12 protein-coding genes are annotated in these 15,682 nt (G+C 34.0%); 2 read left to right on the top strand and 10 right to left on the bottom strand.

Annotation, left to right across the window (positions count from 1 at the left end):
- Positions 1–66 precede the first annotated feature (66 nt).
- The 3 genes from lgt to tsaD form a co-directional block, all read right to left on the bottom strand.
- On the bottom strand, positions 67–927 hold the full coding sequence (gene lgt / locus HHU12_RS10600; protein ID WP_205959849.1) for a prolipoprotein diacylglyceryl transferase: 861 nt from the start codon (positions 925–927) through the stop codon (positions 67–69).
- A gap of 222 nt (positions 928–1,149) precedes the next feature.
- A complete protein-coding gene (locus HHU12_RS10595) occupies positions 1,150–1,506 on the bottom strand; it encodes a hypothetical protein (protein ID WP_169656711.1) in 357 nt (118 codons plus the stop codon).
- Positions 1,507–1,512: 6 nt separating this feature from the next.
- Positions 1,513–2,529 (bottom strand): tRNA (adenosine(37)-N6)-threonylcarbamoyltransferase complex transferase subunit TsaD, encoded by a 1,017-nt coding sequence (tsaD, locus tag HHU12_RS10590; RefSeq protein ID WP_169656710.1) that lies wholly within the window; start codon positions 2,527–2,529, stop codon positions 1,513–1,515.
- A 105-nt stretch (positions 2,530–2,634) separates the two neighbouring features.
- Here tsaD and HHU12_RS10585 point away from each other — a divergent pair, with 105 nt between their 5' ends.
- Positions 2,635–3,084, top strand: coding sequence for a hypothetical protein (locus tag HHU12_RS10585; protein ID WP_169656709.1), 450 nt, complete (start codon positions 2,635–2,637; stop codon positions 3,082–3,084).
- A 317-nt stretch (positions 3,085–3,401) separates the two neighbouring features.
- Here HHU12_RS10585 and HHU12_RS10580 read toward each other — a convergent pair whose 3' ends face one another.
- Positions 3,402–5,108: a T9SS type A sorting domain-containing protein gene (locus HHU12_RS10580; protein ID WP_169656708.1), complete on the bottom strand. Its 1,707-nt coding sequence runs from the start codon at positions 5,106–5,108 to the stop codon at positions 3,402–3,404.
- A 54-nt stretch (positions 5,109–5,162) separates the two neighbouring features.
- Here HHU12_RS10580 and HHU12_RS10575 point away from each other — a divergent pair, with 54 nt between their 5' ends.
- Complete coding sequence (locus HHU12_RS10575) at positions 5,163–8,549, top strand: leucine-rich repeat domain-containing protein (protein WP_169656707.1); 3,387 nt, start codon at positions 5,163–5,165, stop codon at positions 8,547–8,549.
- Positions 8,550–8,813: 264 nt separating this feature from the next.
- Here the strand turns inward: HHU12_RS10575 and HHU12_RS10570 are convergent, their stop codons facing one another.
- The 6 genes from HHU12_RS10570 to HHU12_RS10545 form a co-directional block, all read right to left on the bottom strand.
- Positions 8,814–10,997, bottom strand: a complete 2,184-nt coding sequence (locus HHU12_RS10570; RefSeq protein WP_169656706.1) for a S46 family peptidase — start codon at positions 10,995–10,997, stop codon at positions 8,814–8,816.
- A gap of 274 nt (positions 10,998–11,271) precedes the next feature.
- A complete protein-coding gene (gene lepB, locus HHU12_RS10565) occupies positions 11,272–12,375 on the bottom strand; it encodes a signal peptidase I (RefSeq protein ID WP_169656705.1) in 1,104 nt (367 codons plus the stop codon).
- Positions 12,376–12,398: 23 nt separating this feature from the next.
- Positions 12,399–13,124: a 4-hydroxy-tetrahydrodipicolinate reductase gene (dapB, locus tag HHU12_RS10560; protein WP_169656704.1), complete on the bottom strand. Its 726-nt coding sequence runs from the start codon at positions 13,122–13,124 to the stop codon at positions 12,399–12,401.
- An 8-nt stretch (positions 13,125–13,132) separates the two neighbouring features.
- Positions 13,133–13,846, bottom strand: coding sequence for a DUF5683 domain-containing protein (locus HHU12_RS10555; protein ID WP_169656703.1), 714 nt, complete (start codon positions 13,844–13,846; stop codon positions 13,133–13,135).
- Complete coding sequence (locus HHU12_RS10550; RefSeq protein WP_169656702.1) at positions 13,846–14,796, bottom strand: ParB/RepB/Spo0J family partition protein; 951 nt, start codon at positions 14,794–14,796, stop codon at positions 13,846–13,848. The genes HHU12_RS10555 and HHU12_RS10550 overlap by 1 nt, the downstream gene beginning before the upstream one ends.
- Positions 14,797–14,846: 50 nt before the next feature.
- Positions 14,847–15,626: a ParA family protein gene (locus HHU12_RS10545; RefSeq protein WP_044201265.1), complete on the bottom strand. Its 780-nt coding sequence runs from the start codon at positions 15,624–15,626 to the stop codon at positions 14,847–14,849.
- Positions 15,627–15,682 lie beyond the last annotated feature (56 nt).

The following is a 15,682-nucleotide window of genomic DNA, read 5'->3' as shown; positions in this document are numbered from 1 at the left end:
TTTTTATATAATTAGAAGGCTAATAAGTGCAAAGTCAAAAATAAAACATAGTTAATTTTGAACTTATTACTTCTTGGCCTTTACTTTTTCTTCATTAGGGTTTACCTCTGGAAGTGGAAGCGGTTCTCCAGCTTTACCAAATGATCTGATAAAGAAGAAAAGTCCTGCAAGAACAGCTGGGATACTTAACCATTGCCCCATATTCAAGGACATTGTAGCCTCAAATGCAACTTGATCTTCTTTGAAGAATTCCCAAACAAAACGCATCCCGAAAACTAATACCAGGAATAAACCAAACGTTCTTCCTTGACGTAGTTTTACGTTTTCTTTTCTGTAAATGGCACCCAGTATAAAGAAAATAACCAGATAGGTCAATGACTCATACAATTGCGCCGGGTGTCTTGGCGTCATTGGGTCAGCAACGTGAGCACGCTCGAAGATAAACGCCCATGGTAGATCAGAAGGTCTACCAATAATTTCAGAGTTCATCAAATTACCTAAACGGATAAAACAACCTGCCAAAGCTACAGGAATGACCACGCGGTCCAAGATCCATAACCAAGGTTGAGTGGGTCTGTCTTTACTGTAAAGGTAAAGTGCTATGATAATACCAATGGCACCACCGTGACTTGCAAGTCCACCTTTCCAAATTTGAATGATTTCAACAGGATTTCTCAAATAATAATCAGGTTGATAGAAAAAGACATGACCAAGACGTGCTCCAACAATTGTAGCGATCACTACATAAATAAGTAGAGCATCTGCATCTGACTCAGGTCTATTTTCAATTACAAAGATTTTTGCAATTAGCCATGTGCCTATAAAGAAACCAAGCGAGAATAAAAGTCCGTACCAGCGTACGGGTAACATGCCTGGTAAAATTTCTGGGTTAATGTCCCAGTGTATGAATGTTAGTATTGCTTCCATAGCACAAATATGTAAAATGAAGTCGTATTAAAAAAAGCATCTAAGGATTTAGAGTATGTTTGAAACATCTCTTTTAGTAAAAATCCATCCTTTCGGAATGTGAGTTTATTAATTTTATCAATTATAGAACCACTATTTTCTCTAAAATTAATTTCCCCATAACCTAAAATGAAGAATTTTTACTTCTAAAATATATATTTCAAAAATGCTCTTAGATGAAACTTATTTTCTAATTCTGTTTTTATTTTTTGAGGATAGAAGTGATGTGTCGGTCAGCGCATATTTTTCAGCACCGTTTTCATCTACATTGAGATAAAGCAACCCTTGTTCTCTCAAAGCTTCCATCTTCTTTTTTACCTCTATCGCAGAAGCTTTTGATGCAAGGCAGACAGCAGCGACACTGATGCCTTCTTGATGCTCAGAAGCTAATGCAAGAATAGCCGCATCATTTAAAGCTGTCACATGATCAGGGGAGGTGTTGCCTTTTAGTTCTCCCTTATTAGGAAACTTCTGATTAACATACACACCTAAACTGATTGCAGTAACAAATGCAAGAACAGCGATTATAATGATACTCATACTATTTTATTTTGTTCCACTGAATTTCATTCTTGGATTAGGGGAAGTGCTCAAAGCTTCAAAGTCTCCACCCTCGTACTGATAATGCGCAGCCATTGCAATCATAGCGGCATTGTCTGTACAATGTTCAAATTCAGGAATAAATACATTCCATCCTAATTTTTTTCCTTCCTCCAGCAATGTGTTTCTCAAACCAGAATTGGCTGAAACACCGCCGGCAATTCCTATTTCCTTTATGTTCAATTCCTTTGCCGCTTTTTTCAATTTTTTCATCAATATATTGACAAGCGTAAATTGAATACTAGCACACAAATCAGCTTTATTCTTTTCTACAAAGTCAGGATCTTTTTGTGTTTCCTTTCTTAGGAAATTAAGGAAAGCAGTTTTGATACCGCTGAATGAAAAATTATAATCAGGAATATTTACATTCGGGAATTTGAATTTGGCAGGATCTCCATCTTTAGCAAACTTATCAATAAAAGGTCCGCCGGGATAATCTAGTCCCATGATTTTGGCTGTTTTGTCAAAAGCTTCACCCACAGCATCATCGATCGTTTCACCAATTACTTCCATTTCTAGTGGAGATTTCACCACCACTAATTGTGTGTGTCCTCCGCTGACTGTTAAGCATAAAAATGGAAAATTGGGCTGAGGAGCTTCAATAAAGTGAGCAAGGATATGTGCTTGCATATGATTCACGCCAATCAAAGGTTTTTTCAATGCCATCGCCATCCCTTTCGCAAAAGAGGCTCCAACCAGCAAGGCTCCTAATAATCCAGGACCTTTGGTAAAGGCTATTGCATCTAAGTCAGATTTATTTATATTGGCTTCTGTAAGGGCTTCATTAACTACAGGAAGAATATTCTTTTGATGAGCTCTAGAAGCAAGTTCAGGAACTACACCGCCGTATTTTTGGTGTATTTCTTGCGTAGACACTATATTGCTAAGTACAGTACCATTTTTTACTACTGCTGCTGAGGTTTCATCACATGAAGACTCTATGGCTAATATTATTCCGCTCATTGTATATTTTCTTTGTCAATTAGAGAACAAAATTACATTACTTGGGGGGAATTACCTTAAAAAAAGAGAACCATTAACGACAATATTATTATATCAAACAAAAAGATGAGTTTACATACAAAAACGGAGGAACTTTACACACACTATAATTCATTGAATAATGTTGAGCTCTCAAGAGAACATTTTCAGACTTTATTTATCTACTTTCCATGTCTTTTGATTGTAGCTTCTGATGGAGTGGTAGATGATGAAGAGTGGGTTTTTGTAAAATATCTGGCGAAATTCATGGCCGAGGGGTATAAAAGTTCTTTGACAAGAACGGAGTTGGAAAACCTTCAAAAGGTATACTACAATGAATTGGAATACTTGATCAATAACTTGGAGCAATGGAAAGATCCTTTCTTAGATACCCTGAAAAGTTATCTGGATCAGAATGATGATGAGAAAGATGATATTCTAGATATTCTCCACCTTTTTGCAGACGCTTCAGACGGTATCAGTGATGATGAGGAAGAAGCGATTGAGGAAATATCGAATCGTCTGAATTTAGAATAAGGCTATAACATTTATAATATGATGTTGTATAATTTTATCTTTTCACATCCAGATTATTACCCTCTTCATTTTTTCTGTCCTACATTCAAGGAATAAACTAGGGATGACTTGCAAATAACGCTCATCGTGACGTTGAATTAGAGGTGTCGTTTTAATATGATATTTTATAAAAAACAAAAAGGCTCAATAATTTAAAAAATTATTGAGCCTTATATTAAAATACTCTGTCGTTATTTTGAGGTATTATTCTTAATTAATAGCATAGTATAATAGAAATTTCAAACAAGAGGCATTATCACTTTTCTGATATGAAATTTCTATTCTTTAATGAAAGATGCATGTGATACTTTTTGATTTTTTATTAGTTTTATCACATAAATACCACTAGGTAAAGTATTAACATTCAAATGTTGATTACCATTAGTTTCTGTTAATACAACTTTACCATTAAGATCAATTATTGAAAGAATATCATACTCTGGAATTCTGATAAAAGCAGAAGCTGGATTAGGGTAAATTAAAAATTCAGTTGAGGATGGTATTGAATTAATTATATCACTACCTTCTCCTTCACTACCTTCTCCTTCATTATCTTCTCCTTCATTATCTTCTCCTTCACTACCTTCTCCTTCATTATCTTCTCCTTCACTACCTTCTCCTTCACTACCTTCTCCTTCATTATCTTCTCCTTCACCACTTTCCTTTGAGTTATATACCCATTTAGCATAAAAAGTATAATCAGAGTTAGCGTTTTTAGGAATTGCGTTTCCATCTACCTTTAAAGTATACCCTTCGTCATAATACCAACCTTGAAAATACAAATCAATAGACTCATTATTTGGAAGATCTACCAATGCTATTGGGGTGTCTTCAGGGTTGTAGGAACGTGGGTTCTGATAAGTATTGTAATTACCTGCATTCATGTAAGTAATTTCATAGCCTTTAGTACGTTCGAGATAATATTCTGTCATGTTCTGTACAGTATGATAACCTGGCTCTATTCTATCACCCATGCTAGTATACCAATTGTAACCTTCATGATCAACAAAGAAAAAGCCTGACTCGTAGTTGTTGTACCCTAGAAATTCTAAATCTTTAAAGTAGAGCTTAGTATTTAGAATCGTGATTTTTGTAACATTAGATTCCAATCTTTTTAGAGTAACTGGCAATCGTAAAGAAAAAACATAATTTATAAGTTTTCCATCAATATATTGAATACCATCTTCAACATACAATTGATTCAAATACTCCACTTTATCAAGAAGATAATTGGTGTCTGAAGAGTTTTTAATTTTTAAGATCTTTTTCCCATCAATTTCATTCGGGATATAAATATCTTCTTCATCTTTTGGTACAGTACAGTTTGTTAATGTATTATTGGTGATAGTACTATTGTATTTATTTAATAAGTAATACCTTTTAGATGTATACTTACTTCTTGCGTCTGAAGAAGTTTCAGTATAGCGTTCACCACTTTCACCAACAACCCACATATACATATAATTTACATTATCAGATATTTGTTGTGGTAAAGCAAATATACTTCTGGGGTTTTCAACAAAGGCTGTAGTAGATATCCATTTTAATTTACTTGCTCCTTTAAAAGAAATAGATTTTAGTTTATTGTGAGAAAATGAATACTCATCTATAATTTCTATATTTTCAGGAAATTCTATACTTTCAATTTCATTCTCGATAAACGCAAAGCTGTATATTATCTTTAAACTAGAAGGTAGAATGATATTTTTTAGTTTTACCTCTCGAATTTTACCTCCAGATGATGTAGAAAATGCACTGCTTGCAATATAATATACAGGGTACCCTGCTAATGAATCAGGAATATAAAGATTCTCAATAGCAAACTCTTCATTGGTAACCTTCTTAATAGTATTGTTAGAAAAGTCAACATCATCTAAAGTCAATGTATCATATTTGATCTCATTTGTAGTATTAAAGCTTGCTTGTTGTGCTTGTAATAGAGTTACAATTAGAAAAAAATAAGAGAGTAATATAAATTTTTTCATAAAAAGTTTAACTATATTTATACTTTAAAATTAGTAAAACTATTGGCAAATTCAATGAAAAAACTTTTTTTCTGTTCTCTTCTATTTTTAATTACAACCATCCAAACATACAGTCAATGTATTAGACAAGAGTTCAATATCGGATATAACTTTATGCATTATGGAGATTCCGCTTCTCTATTCATACCTAAGGGTGCAAAGACTATAGACCTTCATCTTTCTACACGTACAAATATTTATAGTTCAAGTCAGATCGAGGTAGTCTTAAAAACTTGTGATGGAACTATAATAGAATCTACTGGATTTTTTGATTTAAAATCTTCACATGGAGTTGCATTTTCAGTGCCTGATAGTATACAAAGTGGCTATTGTAAGATTGTAACTAATGGTAAGAATTTATATTATAATAGCACTCAAAATCAGTTTGTAGTTACCTTTCTTAACGAGGATAATAAAAAGGTTAACTTTATAACTATGCCATTGGAGCACTCTATCATTTATGGAGATACTCTAAATCTAGACTTTAAATCTTATTACAGTAGTTCCCGTAGAACTTTCGATTTTCAAACTGAGTTTGTTGGAGAAGATTTAGGCATTCTGAATATCGACGGAACGAGTGTGACATCTACTAATATACCAGGTGCACAAGCAGTGAAAGTGAAATGTTTTCCAGGGAGTGGTGCGGAGGATTACGCATACACTGATACTACTATTTACATTACCAATATCGTTGATGAATCAAAAAGGAAAACGGGAATTATCTATGGTAATAATGAGTATTTATTAATCGATAAAGTAGCATCATTCAATTTAAATCAGGTAAGCAATAATAAGGAAACGGAGATTTCTTATGAGATTTTGACAGACGGAGAAACTATAACTATCGAGGATGGAATAATTTATTTTGAAGATACCACTCAAAACATTGTAGTTAATATTAAAGCTTATCAAGCAGAGAGTGAAGAATTTACTGCTGTAGAAAAGTTTATGCGAATTGTTTATACTGATTTAGGTAATAACTATCTATATCCATTAGTGGTAGAAGAAGAACTTATTGATTCCATCTTAGTTGATAATCCTAATGCTTTAGAAGAAACCTCTTCAACGGAAAAAATTCGATTTGAAAATATATTAAAAGATGGTCGAATGAATGAAATTTGGTATTACAATTGTGTAAGAAGAATCTCTTTGGAAAATGCTAATGCATCTACTCACACAGATAAACTTCATCGGTTTACTCGGCTTAAAACACTAAAATATACTAATTATCATGACGTCACCTTGCCTCAAATGTTGTTAGATAATACTACTTATCACTTAGATCAGTTGTCATTAGAAAATGTTCAAAGTATACAATATCAGCATTCTGATGATTTTCGCAACAATATTAGTGAACTTACAATTACACGTTCAAAGAATATTTTAGATATACCAGAATTTATCAATAAAGAATCATTGATTCGATTTGAGCTTTTATCTGAACATGAACTTGAATTCAGTATGTTCGCCGGTTGTTATAATTTGAAGTATTTGTTATTGAAAAACAATAACTTCAAGAATTTAGAAGGGATTGAGAAGCTTTCTAATTTAGAGTATATCGACGTGTTAAATAATAAAATAAATGATATTTCGGGGATTGAAGAATTGAAAAAAATAAATCACATAAACTTATCGAATAACTTTTTAAGTTATGTAGAGTTTGATAAACTGCTAAGTCCACTGCCTATTACAAATTATTTATTTCCTCAACATAAATTACCATTGACTACTACTATTGAGGGCGATACTATCATAGTAGAATATCCTTATCATACGGAAAATAATATATATTCTATCAATAATGCTGATAGATTAGAAGGTAATAAAGCATTTTTCAATATTTATTATTTTGAAGGTGCGATTGTGAATTTTGAGATTAGAAACGCATTATATGAAAATGCAGGGTATTATTATAAGGAAATCACCGAACCTCGATTCAAATATCTTTTCTCTCATGAAGTTTTTCTAAGTGCTAATTCTATAAAAGGAATTATTTCCGACTTTAAGGACTATGATCCTGATAAAGCCTACCTGAAGTTTGATCATGATGATACTCGTTATAGAATAAACTATGATCACGATGAACAATATTATTATGTATATTTTTCTAAAGAGTTAATTGATCGACCTTTTAGATTCTATAATAAGGAAGGCTCGTACGAATTGGATAAAAAAAATAACCCCGTAAAACATCGAGTGGGAAAAATAGAAAATAATATTGTATATATAGATTCCCCCCTATTCTTTGAAGAACTAAATGGAGCAGATAAATTTTACACTCCAATGGACGGATGGAATTATGGAGAGGTAAAATTCTTTTATCACAATATTTTAGAAAGAAAAGATACTGTAAAATGGGTAGTAGATTCATATGATATAGATTTGAATCCCCACATAAGGTGTGTTATCGTTTATGATTCCACAGATGTCCAACTTGGAGTGCTAGAGCCAATTATAATTGATGATTCTAATTATCAGAATTTTCATTATGAGTATATTTTGGAGCCTAATGAAAAAATCTATTTTGAGGTATACTTCACAGAGTTTCAATTCAGCAACTATAAAGAATACCAGATAGCTAGCTCATTCCAAACAGATGAGTTTACGACAGGTATATTCGATTATAAAAAAATAGTTACCGACAAAGGGTTAAAAATTGACGAAGCAAAAGTCAATTATGATTATTATGTGAAAAATGATCCTAGAGGATACCTGTTTATTGAAAGGGCAATGGAATATAGGGTCAGCCTATATAACTATGGAAATGAAGATTATTTTGGTTTTTATGGACTATACGAAGATGTTGAAGCCAAAAAAGGAAAAGATGCTTTTTCTCTGGATACATACAATTTTTTCTATAATCTAGATATTGTTGGTAAGACCTACGATGCGTCAAGTTCTATCTACAGAACTAATGGTGAAATCAATTTAGATATTGACAATTATAGTGGAATTTCTAAGCACTGGTCTGGTGGGGGGTATATTACACCAACTTCAAAAGGTTGGGGACATATACAACTTAGTCATCAGGGTGATGAAAACTTTCAACCATTTAGTGAGCGGATTAGTTTTAATGTTGGCGGGCCTGAATCAATTGAAGAAGACAAGCCTGAAAAGCCAGGTACTGATATTGAAGGTGATATAATTACATCAGATATTAATGATATTGGAAAAATTCAATTATTTTTTTATCAGAATACACTCTTTGTAAAGCTTAATTCCATAAAAGAACTTCATGAATACAGTATTATAAATATCAATGGAAGTATTATTCAAAATACACAAGTTGAACAAAAAGGTGATGAGTTTGAGTTGAAAATTCCTGCTTTACAGAAAGGAGTATATATTATTAAGCTATTTTTAGAGAATAAGGTTTACACTTATAAATATATGGAAGAGTAACCCTTGATAAAAATGGATAAAAGTATTGAAATGATGTTTATCTAAATTGCCTGTTATAAGATTAGCTTTATGTACGAATAGATTTTATGGGCAAATAGCCTCAAGTATTTATTTAAAATATGCTCTTAATTTATGAGTGTTTGAAAATCAAAATTAATGGAATAGGTCAAAGAACCGCACTAATTTTTAGAAGTCTAAAAATTTAATAAAAAAATAAGGGATTGAATCAGTAAAGTTCAATCCCTTATTTTATATCTCGAAATGTTATTGATTTTTCACCAATGTCATTTCTTCAATCAATCTTGGGCATTCACCATATTTGTCTACTACAAATAATACATAGCGGATATCCACGATAATATTTCTACATTTCACTGGGTCAAACATTAAATCTGACATTGTAGATTCCCAAGTTCTATCGAAGTTAATACCGATCAATTGACCTTCAGCATTGATCACAGGGGAACCTGAGTTACCACCCGTAGTATGATTAGAACCTGTGATACAAACCATCATTTTTCCATCTTCACCATACTGACCGTAATCTTTGTTTTTATAAAGATCCATTAGTTTCTGTGGAACATAGAATTCATGCGTTTTAGGTACATCAGTTCTTCTTTTCTCCATTACACCTTCCAATGTTGTGTAATATTTGAATTGAACACCATCTCTTGGTTCAGAGCCTTCAATTTTACCATAAGTCACTCTTAATGTGCTGTTGGCATCTGACCAATACTGCTTGCTTGCACCTTTTACATTGGCAACATACTCTCTATTAGGGAATACTTCTTTCAATGCTTTCACATAAGTACGCATTGATAAATCAATTTCTTCACCTAGTTTTTTATATTCAGGAGCAATGTTGTTGCCGTACATATCATAGATTTCTTTACCAATCACAAAAGCAGGATCTTTAAGCACCTTTTTGTAAATACTTTCCTGTGATGCATTGAGTACTTTCATAAGTTTTTCTTCATGGCAGAAAATACTTTTCTTGTAAACTGTATTGGCTAGTTTTTCAAAGTCACCTTTTTCTTTAGCTATAGCAAAAGAAGAAGGTAAGAATGATGGGTCAATAGCATCAGAATACATAGAAGAAGCAGAAACAAAAACCTCTTTGTCAGTGGCTAAATCATAATTTTTATAGAAAGCCTTCGCATTGTTTTTTAATTTCTTTAGTGCCATCTCAAATTCAGGCGTGTTAGGACTTACCTCTTTTAACGCATTAAAACCTAAAGAAAAACGAAGGATTTCAGGACCGTAATACAACTCTTCTATATATAAATCTCTACCTAGCTGATACTTTTCAATTGCCTTGAATTCCTCTTGGAACTTGCTTAATAATGCTTCATATTCCTTATTGCCTTTCACAGCTTTCGCAAACATTTCTTCCTGCTCATTTTTCTTGTTGATGGCATCAAGTCGTTTTAAACCTTTGCTTTCACCAATCCATTTTTTATAAGCATTCGCTACACGTGCTTTTTTAGCAGAATATTTAATTCTTACAGCATCATCTGCCGCCATGTTTTTGTCATAAATTGCAATTGTTTTTTCACGCATTGCAATTTTGATAGGGTTAGAAGTCTCCACAGTATATGAAACACCTTCTGAAGGTAAATATTGTTTTGTTCTACCAGGGAACCCATAAACCATTGTGAAATCATCAGGCTTAACACCATTCAATGAAATTGGGAAGTGGTACTTGGGAGTGTAAGGCACGTTGTCTTCTGAATATTCAGCAGGGTTACCGTTTTTGTCAGCATAAATTCTGAAAATAGAGAAATCACCAGTATGACGAGGCCAGACCCAGTTGTCAGTATCTCCACCGTATTTACCAATTGATGAAGGAGGAGCAAAAACTAAACGAATATCTTTAAATGTTTCCATGACGAACATATAATATTCATTGCCATAGAAGAAAGGTTTAATAATATAGTCGTAGTGTGTGCCTTCTACAGCTGCATCACCAACTTTCTCAATGTTTGCTTTGATGATCTCTTGACGTTTTTCTTCATCCATACCGTCTTTCACACCAGCAAGTACACTCTTAGTCACATCGTCAATTCTTACAACAAAACTGACAGTTAGCCCATTATTAGGAAGTTCTTCACCAAAAGACTGCGCCGCGAAGCCATCTGTTAGCAAATCGTTTTCAACTGTAGAGTGAGATTGAATTTGTCCATAACCACAATGATGATTCGTCAGGATTAGACCCTTGTTGGATACAACTTCACCTGTACAACCTCTGCCAAACCATACCACAGCATCTTTCATACTAGATTTATTGACAGAATAAATATCTTCAGCTGTTAATTTAAAGCCATTAGCTTGCATGTCCTCTTCGTTCAACTGCTGTAGTAATGAAGGGAGCCACATTCCCTCGTGTGCAATAGAAGATAGAGGTGTGAGTATACATGCAACCACAAAAATGTGTATGTATTTTTTCATTTCAATTTAGAATAAGTGTTTATAAAATATGGTTAATTACTATTGCCCTGTTTTTTTGATAATATTGTCCAGTAGTTTTGGGGCAGTATATTAAGTTAATTTTTTTGTCTTACTTAGGCAAAAAGTTTAACGAAAAAAAGCCAAACTACAGTACACTTTATACGGTCCAGATCAGGAACTTAAAAATACTGGAATAAAAAAGCCGAAATTGATTTCTCAACTTCGGCAAATTTGATATTTTTTGCTGACTCTTAAAATGAGTAGGCTCATTTAATTAGTCAATGAAATTAAATATTCTTCTCCATCGGACAGCTGAAGCGTCAGGATTTCTGTCCATTGACATCCAAACCATCACCGCTTTACCAATAATATGATCAGCAGGAACATAACCCCAGTAGCGTGAATCCAGAGAGTTGTGTCTGTTGTCACCCATCATGAAGTAGTAGTTTTGCTTGATAATATAAGTATCTTGCACCTGACCGTCAATTGATAGCTGACCGTCTTTGAAAACAACATTTTCATTGTCTTCATATTTAGTGATGATGTCCTCATACTGTGACCAGTTGTCTTTAGTGATTTTCACCACATCACCTTCCTTAGGAATGTAAAGAGGACCGAAGTTGTCAATACTCCAAACATTGTTAGGGTTTTGAGGGAAAACAGAAGGATCTTCTCTCGCATAGATTTTCTCTACGCTTTCTATGAAATCCAGTTTTCTTAATTCTTTTGCTGTATGAAGCGGAAGCATTGCAGAGTAACTGAATTTTCCTTCAGGACCAGGAATCATTTTCAATTTATAATGTCCTACATTCATGTGGTCATAAGCGTAAACATTATATCTTTCCAATGTTCTTTTACCGATCTGAGTTTTGGAAACGATTCTATATTGTGTTTCACTGTCTTCCGGAACCTCAACGCGGTTGCCGTTGATGAACACCTCTTGGTTTTTAATCTGAAGAGTATCACCCGCTATACCAATACATCTTTTGATGTAATTGAGTTTCATGTCAGAAGGAAAACCTTCCTCAGCAGGGTAGTTGAATACTACAACATCATTATTTTTAACGTCCGTAAAGCCAGGTAATCTGAATTGAGGCAGTTGAATCCAGTCTAGGAAAGAAGGAATTTGAGTACCCCATATTGTTTGATGCGTTAATGGAAGCTGAAGCACCGTTTTGGGTGTTCTTGGTCCATAATGCACTTTACTTACAAATAAATAGTCTCCCACAAGAAGAGATTTCTCCATGGAAGAAGTAGGAATCGTAAAGGCTTCAAATGCCGCCCAACGGATAAGCGTTGCGGCGATAACGGCAAAAATCAAGGCATCGGTCCATTCCTGAACGACACCTTTTTTCTTTTTATCTTTTTTGTTGCTCATTGTTGTCTTAAAGTCAGATTAAATTACAATGCTAGCATGTCCTGCATTCCAAAAATACCTTCTTTCTGATGCAACCATTCACCTGCAAGAACAGCACCTAGTGCAAATCCTTTTCTAGTGAAAGCAGTATGTTTGATATCAATTCTATCAATTTCAGAAGTGTAAGAAACTTCATGCGTACCAGGTACTTCAGGTTCTCTTACTGCCTCAATTTCAATACCATTGTCAACTGCTTCATCCTCACCTTGAAGAGTCCACTTGTCTACACCTTCAAAGTTTTCGATCACACCTTCAGCCAAAGTAATAGCTGTTCCAGAAGGAGCGTCTAACTTCTGAGTATGGTGAATTTCAACCATAGATGATTTGTATTCTGCATTGAAAGCACTCATCATTTTGGCTAATTTCTTATTCAGCTCAAAGAAAATATTCACACCTAAGCTATAGTTAGAAGCATAGAAAAATGCTGTTTTATTTTCTTTAGTAGTAGACTCTACCACTTCTTTTTGCTCTAACCACCCTGTAGTACCAGAAACAACTCTGATTCCTTTGTCAAGGCATTTTTTGATATTTTCATATGCCACACTAGGCTGTGTAAATTCAATAGCAACATCAACTGAAGCAGGATCAATAGTATCCAGGTCAGAAGCATTGTCTTTATCAATAATGCCGGCAATATTATGTCCTCTTTCTTTTAATATTTGTTCAATGGTTTGACCCATTTTACCATATCCAATTAATAGAAAATTCATTTGTTATTTTATTTTGAACTTAATTGTAAAGATACTGTCATTCCCACTGCAGGAAGTCCACTGTAAGGATCTGCAATCGCTGCAGGTTTCACTTTCATTGATAGATCCTCACTTATATCATAGTATTTTAAATGTTGGTCTACTGCTGCATCCAAAGCTCCTAACATGTACCACATGCATGATAAGATAATCATGAAGTCACGGTCTCTTCTGAAGTTGTCTCTTCTTTGGCGAAGATTTTCTTCAGTCAAGCCACGGTAGATCTCAGGAATCAGATGATCATTTGTAGGGTCTGCATCCGCTTTATAAGCCAGCCAATGACTACTCTCTACAAGATTATTATGATTAAACTGCATAAAGTAACCAAAAACGGCCATTCCGCCATACAGTATAGGTAGTTTCCAGAGTTTACGGTTGTAAATTTGCCCTAAACCTGGCACAGCAATAGTATAAAAAGAAGCCTTAGTAGGCTCTGTTATATCCATGTACTGTGTTTTCTTTTTCTTTTTTCTTGCTTTTTGGTCAATATGATTAGGTATAGCAGAGATAGAACTCAAAGAATCTAATGATTTTTGGTTTTTTTCCTCTGCCGTTAATCCATCATCTTCATCAGCAGTTTCTTCCTGTTGAGGCTCAGTTTGAGCGAAACTTTCAGAAGAATTAAAGAGAATAAAAAATGATGTAATGAATAAAAAAGCGATATGTACGCACTTGTAGAGCATTAGTGAGTTTTTAATATATCTAAGATGCGGTTGAGGTCTTCAATGGATTGATAAGGTATGTTGATTTCTCCTTTGCCATCATCAGCATTCTTGATTTTGATTTGAGTACCAAAATGCGTTGAAAGATCTCTTTGCAGTCTGCTGAATTCAAAGTCAAGAGGCTCTTTCTTTGCCTTCGCTTTAGCACTTAGAGGGTCTTTTCCTTGAATGATATCTCTGACAAGGTTTTCAGTTTTTCTAACCGATAGTTCACTTTTTACAACAGTATCATATAAAGCCAGCTGTACTTCGATGCTGTTTACATTCACCAAAGCTCTTGCATGCCCCATTGAAATGACTCCTTTTCTTAAACCGCTTTGGATTTCAGGAGGTAATTTTAATAACCTTAAGTAATTGGCTACTGTAGACCTTTTTTTACCAACTCTATCACCTAGTTCTTCTTGCTTTAATTCACATTCTGCAATAAGACGCTGATAAGAGATCGCTACTTCAATAGGGTTCAAGTCTTCCCTCTGAATGTTCTCAATCAATGCCATTTCCAGCATCTGCGTATCATTTGCTCCTTTCACATAAGCAGGGATTTTCTCTAGTCCTGCCATTTTTGAAGCTCTCCAGCGACGCTCACCTGAAATGATCTGATATTGTTGGTCTGTAAGTTTTCTTACAGTAATTGGTTGGATAATGCCTTGTGCACGTATAGAATCAGCTAATTCTTTCAATGCTTCATCTTGAAATTCTAAACGTGGCTGAAAAGGATTTCTTTCAACATAGTCAATAGAAATCTCATCAAGTTTTTCCACAACAGTAATATTGGTTGATTGGTTTTCAACCGCTTTCTGAGGTGCAGAACTACTTGTTTCTGTATTATTACTACTACCAAGTATTGCACCTAGTCCTTTGCCAAGTGCTTTTCTTTTTTTTAAGGTCTTTTTTTCAGAGTTTTCCGGCATATTATATTTTCGCCATTATCAAAGGTTATAAAAATTTAATTTTCCCTACCTTAGGCTTTAACAGGGATATTGTTTTTTGTAAGTATTTCCTGTGCTAAGTTTAAGTAACAAACTGCTCCTTTACTTACTGCATCATGAGCAATAACAGGCACACCAAAACTAGGTGCTTCACTTAATTTAATATTTCTAGGGATAATAACATCAAAAACCAAGTCATTTAAGTGTTTTTTCACTTCTTCAACCACTTGATTCGATAAACGTAAACGTGTATCATACATTGTCATCAAAATTCCTTCAATCAATAGATTAGGGTTTAATCTTGATTGAATCAATTTGACTGTATTTAATAATTTATCCAAACCTTCAAGAGCATAAAACTCACATTGTACAGGAACAATCACAGAGTCAGCAGCAGTAAGTGCGTTGACTGTAATTAAGCCCAATGAAGGTGAACAATCAATAATGATAAAGTCATAAGAGTCTTTGATTTTCTCCAATGCCTTCAGCATTCTTGTTTCTCTATCTTCAATATCAATCATCTCGATTTCAGCCCCCACCAAGTCAATGTGAGAAGGGATGATATCTAAATAATCATATTCTGAATTTATAATAATATCACTGACATTGATGTCTTCCACCATGCAGTTATAGATACTTTTTCTTTCTTCCTTAGGATCTAGGTTTAATCCAGAAGTTGAGTTTGCTTGCGGATCAGCATCTACCAAAAGAGTATTGTATTCCATTGCTGCAAAACTTGCGGCAAGGTTGACTGCAGTTGTTGTTTTACCAACACCACCTTTCTGATTGGCTACAGCGATTATTTTTCCCATGGATATCTCTTTCTAATTTTTGTTTGTCTACAAATATAGTTTTAATTCATACACAT

This window comes from Flammeovirga aprica JL-4 (genome assembly GCF_012844305.1).
GTDB lineage: Bacteria > Bacteroidota > Bacteroidia > Cytophagales > Flammeovirgaceae > Flammeovirga > Flammeovirga aprica.
The sequence above is the reverse complement of the archived record's forward strand: the minus strand, read 5'-3'. Positions and strand labels throughout refer to the sequence as shown.

Excerpts from the sequence above, each read along its gene's own strand:
- HHU12_RS10545 (WP_044201265.1), bottom strand. The coding sequence starts at position 15,626 with ATGGGAAAAATAATCGCTGTAGCCAATCAGAAAGGTGGTGTTGGTAAA.
- HHU12_RS10595 (WP_169656711.1), bottom strand. The coding sequence starts at position 1,506 with ATGAGTATCATTATAATCGCTGTTCTTGCATTTGTTACTGCAATCAGT.
- lgt (WP_205959849.1), bottom strand. The coding sequence starts at position 927 with ATGGAAGCAATACTAACATTCATACACTGGGACATTAACCCAGAAATT.
- HHU12_RS10555 (WP_169656703.1), bottom strand. The coding sequence starts at position 13,846 with ATGCTCTACAAGTGCGTACATATCGCTTTTTTATTCATTACATCATTT.
- HHU12_RS10550 (WP_169656702.1), bottom strand. The coding sequence starts at position 14,796 with ATGCCGGAAAACTCTGAAAAAAAGACCTTAAAAAAAAGAAAAGCACTT.
- HHU12_RS10575 (WP_169656707.1), top strand. The coding sequence starts at position 5,163 with ATGAAAAAACTTTTTTTCTGTTCTCTTCTATTTTTAATTACAACCATC.
- HHU12_RS10570 (WP_169656706.1), bottom strand. The coding sequence starts at position 10,997 with ATGAAAAAATACATACACATTTTTGTGGTTGCATGTATACTCACACCT.
- HHU12_RS10580 (WP_169656708.1), bottom strand. The coding sequence starts at position 5,108 with ATGAAAAAATTTATATTACTCTCTTATTTTTTTCTAATTGTAACTCTA.
- tsaD (WP_169656710.1), bottom strand. The coding sequence starts at position 2,529 with ATGAGCGGAATAATATTAGCCATAGAGTCTTCATGTGATGAAACCTCA.
- dapB (WP_169656704.1), bottom strand. The coding sequence starts at position 13,124 with ATGAATTTTCTATTAATTGGATATGGTAAAATGGGTCAAACCATTGAA.
- lepB (WP_169656705.1), bottom strand. The coding sequence starts at position 12,375 with ATGAGCAACAAAAAAGATAAAAAGAAAAAAGGTGTCGTTCAGGAATGG.
- HHU12_RS10585 (WP_169656709.1), top strand. The coding sequence starts at position 2,635 with ATGAGTTTACATACAAAAACGGAGGAACTTTACACACACTATAATTCA.